We start from the raw sequence: 3413 nt of genomic DNA, 5'->3' as shown, positions 1-3413 counted from the left end.
ACAATACAAAACGAATTAAGAGCAAACTAAAAGGACTGACACCGATTGAATATCGGGCGTCAGTCCTCAAGGCCGCTCAATGACATGTCCTAATTTTGGGGTTCATATCACAAAGGTCTGACTTTTTTATTTTTGGTACTTACCGATTTTTTGATCAATCGTTAAAATTTCACCATCGGGCTGATAGGCGACCTTGATATAGGCTGAAGCCTTCTTGGCCCCCGCCCGAACAGCCACATGCTGACACTCTTTGACGATGTCCATCAACTGGTTGTAATCATCGCCTTCAATCGTTGTTTCAAAGGGACCAACTTCATAACGTAAGCCAGTACTCTGAATATAAGCAATCACCTCATCGACCATCCGACACAATTCTTGGTCATTTTCGGCCGCTGGTAAGACCTGAATTGCTACACTTGCACTCATTTGTTTTCTCCTTTTACTACAGTCGCAAAATCAATCGTTTCATCTGCTAAATTTTGTAAATCAGTCCATTCTTTCTTTGACTGATGGTCATAGACCCCAATCACATGAAAACCCGCCCTCTTTGCAGTTGAAGCCGCATACAGTGCATCCTCGTAGACTGCAATCTTATTCGGCTGCTGGCCAAAATATTGTGCAGCAACTTGATGGATTGTGGGTTGCGTTTTATCCTGCCCAACATCTTCACAGGAAAAAACAAAGTCAAAAAACGGCAGCAGTTTCAGGCGACGTAGACAGTCTTTGGCCAACGCCGAGCTACTAGCGGTTGCCAGGACGATTTTGTGACCAGATTGGTATGCGTTTTGTAAGTATGCATACACGCCAGCCTTAAGTGGAACATCATTTCGATAGTGTCGGTCCATCAAAACTCGCATTTCCTGCGCCAAGATCTCACTCTCCTCTTACCAGACCTGTTCCCAATGCCGTCCTGATTTTACCGTTGTTATTTAGTCCAAGCTCGCGTGCATCCGCTTAAGCAGTCCCGTTTTCTGAAAAATCAGAACCACTGCCAATCCCATTCCAGCACCCACAAGGGCAGCTGGTGTGTAATATGGCACAAAATAATACCACTTGTGGACGTCCAAGCCATAGAAAATCTTCATCAATGGATAGGAAGTCAGCGCCCCTAAAATACCTGTTCCAATCACTTCACCAAGGAAAACCAGGTAAAGGTTGTGGGTTTTACGGTAAATCAAACCACCGAGGACGGGGCCAAAAATAGCGCCCGTCACGGCTTGAATCGTTCGACCTGACATCATTCGCAAAATACCACAAATCAAGGCACTAGCAAAGCCATACCACGGCCCCACCAAAACGGCGGCCAAGACATCAACGAAGTGTTGAAAGGGTGCCATTGCCGGAAAATAGACAAAACTATTTAAAACATAGGCCAAAGCAGCCAACAAGGCCGTCACTAGCATCTTCTTCGTTGATAATTTTTTCTGTGTCTTCATTTGAAAACGCTCCTTTTAAAATCAGTGGGGTAGCGAAAAAACAGCGCTCCTTTCCCACTTTTGCGGTGAAACCAGCCAGGCAGACCCTGTCTAGTAGAAAGTTCGGTCGAGACTAATTGGTCTCCTCTCACGCCGGAACACGGCTTCCCATCGCTGTTTTTTCAGGATCAAGGCGCTCCCCTTCATCCCGTCACGGTAAAATCACCGTGAATTATTCACTACCACTCCTTTCTGATTGAAAAGAAAAAATCGAGCACCCCAAAACGGAGTCCTCGATTACAAAAGTGATACGATTTCCTCCGCCGGCATTATCCGGTTCAGGTGTTCGGGTCAATGGTTTACCATCCTCTCAGTCTGTTACACAAACTCCCCGATCGATTTTATTCAAAATAAAAGGCCGCCCAATTTATTGGAACGGCCAATTGTTGTTTACTGAAACAAACAATTTGGAACCGCTAAAATGGGTGACTGAACAATGAGGATGACCAACATGATGGCAACCCTCATTGCCCAACGGAAATGATTATACTCATTTTAACGGAAAAAGACAACTATTCTGTCTGATATTTCAAAATTGTTTGCTTATTTGCTAACTTCCACCACGACGTCTGCAAAATCATGGTTAAAGCTAGCTGTCCAAGTTCCTTCAGTTAGATGTGGGGGCAATAGGAAAGTTCCTGAGGAAACTCGTTCCCCCGCATGCAAGGTCTTACCTTGCGCTGCCAATTTTTTAACTAGCCATTGCAACGATTTAAGTGGATTACCCAAAACTTCGGCTGAAGTTCCTTCAGCGACCACTTCGCCATTATGGGCCAAATGGGCCTTCACATCCTCAAATTCAGCAACGGTCAAAGAGGTACTTTCTCGTTCTGGTCCGTAAACCACAAAACCGCCAACCGCTGCATCTGCCATGACTAAGTACTTGCTCAACGATGGGAACCAGTCCGTAAACCGGGCATCGGGCACTTCCACACCAGCTGCTACAGTCGTTTTACGACGCAAATCTTCCAAAGAATCGGTAACTTGCAAGTCTTCCTTGGCCTTGAAGACCAATTCCACTTCTGCCAATGGGTCCAATAAATCGCTCTTCAACGAAAGATTGGCTGGTGACTGAACAAAATGATTCTGTACTTGAGCCCCATACAACGGTTCGTTTGAATCGAACATATCTTGCGTTTCTTGGCTAGTCAAACTGACCTTGTAACCCCCAAGTGGCTGATTTTTCAATTCCATCAATTGGTCTTGCACTGCATAGGCAGTTTGATCATCACTGACAACCTTCTCCCATTCCGTCATCTCAAGTGGTTGACGTTCTTGATAAGCATGATAGAGGGCCTGCGCCAATTTGTCCTCTTGCTTTGCTGGTACTACCTTCACCTTGGTCTTCAATTCAGTCATTGTCATATTTCATGCTCCTTTCAGTATACAAACAGCTCACGACGGTACGAAACTTCACGGTGCCCTCCTTTTCTAAAAAATCAGCAGATAAAAAGCGCCCTTAACCACGAAAAAATCGTTGTTAAGGGCGCTTACGCACGGTACCACCTTAATTTGTTGAACGGCAAAGTCCAACCTCAAACGTACGGCCAAAAAGGCGATACGCCGGTTTGATAACGGTACCAACCGAGCGAGGCTTACTTTATTCAGCCCACTAGCTAAAGAATGATCGTCTTTGAGTTTGAAAACGACGCCCTTTCACCAAACAGGCGCTCTCTAATCATTTTCTCACTCAGACAGTTCTTATTATTGCTTGTCTTTTCTATCTGTTGATTCGTAGTTTACAACTTTATGAGCGAATGTCAACACTTTTATCATTTATTTTTAATTTAAATAAAAACCAAGGGTTTCCCCTCGGCTTCATTTTAAAGGCAGATTACAAGTTTAATTCGAACGCATCCGTAAAAACTTCCAATGGTGTTTGATAATGATGTAATTTCATGGGCCGCTTGTTAATGAGTTCAACCGCCTCATATAATC

Annotated in this window: 4 protein-coding genes, 1 pseudogene and 1 riboswitch; all 5 genes and pseudogenes read right to left on the bottom strand. The window is 44.4% G+C overall.

Features of this window, described 5'->3' with window-relative positions; all coding sequences use genetic code 11:
• Positions 1 to 126 precede the first annotated feature (126 nt).
• Positions 127 to 426 carry a thiamine-binding protein gene (locus tag AABI08_RS08370; RefSeq protein WP_338344500.1) on the bottom strand — a complete coding sequence of 100 codons (300 nt, stop codon included), beginning with the start codon at positions 424 to 426 and terminating at the stop codon, positions 127 to 129.
• Positions 423 to 869 (bottom strand): HAD family hydrolase, encoded by a 447-nt coding sequence (locus AABI08_RS08365; protein ID WP_338344501.1) that lies wholly within the window; start codon positions 867 to 869, stop codon positions 423 to 425. Before AABI08_RS08365 ends, AABI08_RS08370 begins: the two co-directional genes overlap by 4 nt.
• 60 nt (positions 870 to 929) lie before the next feature.
• Positions 930 to 1436, bottom strand: coding sequence for an energy coupling factor transporter S component ThiW (thiW, locus tag AABI08_RS08360; RefSeq protein ID WP_338344502.1), 507 nt, complete (start codon positions 1434 to 1436; stop codon positions 930 to 932).
• 277 nt (positions 1437 to 1713) lie between these two features.
• A riboswitch (TPP riboswitch) is annotated at positions 1714 to 1819 on the bottom strand.
• Positions 1820 to 2018: 199 nt separating this feature from the next.
• Positions 2019 to 2840 (bottom strand): 2-keto-4-pentenoate hydratase, encoded by an 822-nt coding sequence (locus tag AABI08_RS08355; RefSeq protein WP_421823480.1) that lies wholly within the window; start codon positions 2838 to 2840, stop codon positions 2019 to 2021.
• Between the two features lie 469 nt (positions 2841 to 3309).
• Positions 3310 to 3413: pseudogene (locus tag AABI08_RS08495) on the bottom strand (IS30 family transposase); the annotation flags it as partial.

The organism is Fructobacillus evanidus, assembly GCF_963580165.1.
GTDB lineage: Bacteria > Bacillota > Bacilli > Lactobacillales > Lactobacillaceae > Fructobacillus > Fructobacillus evanidus.
The sequence above is the reverse complement of the archived record's forward strand: the minus strand, read 5'-3'. Positions and strand labels throughout refer to the sequence as shown.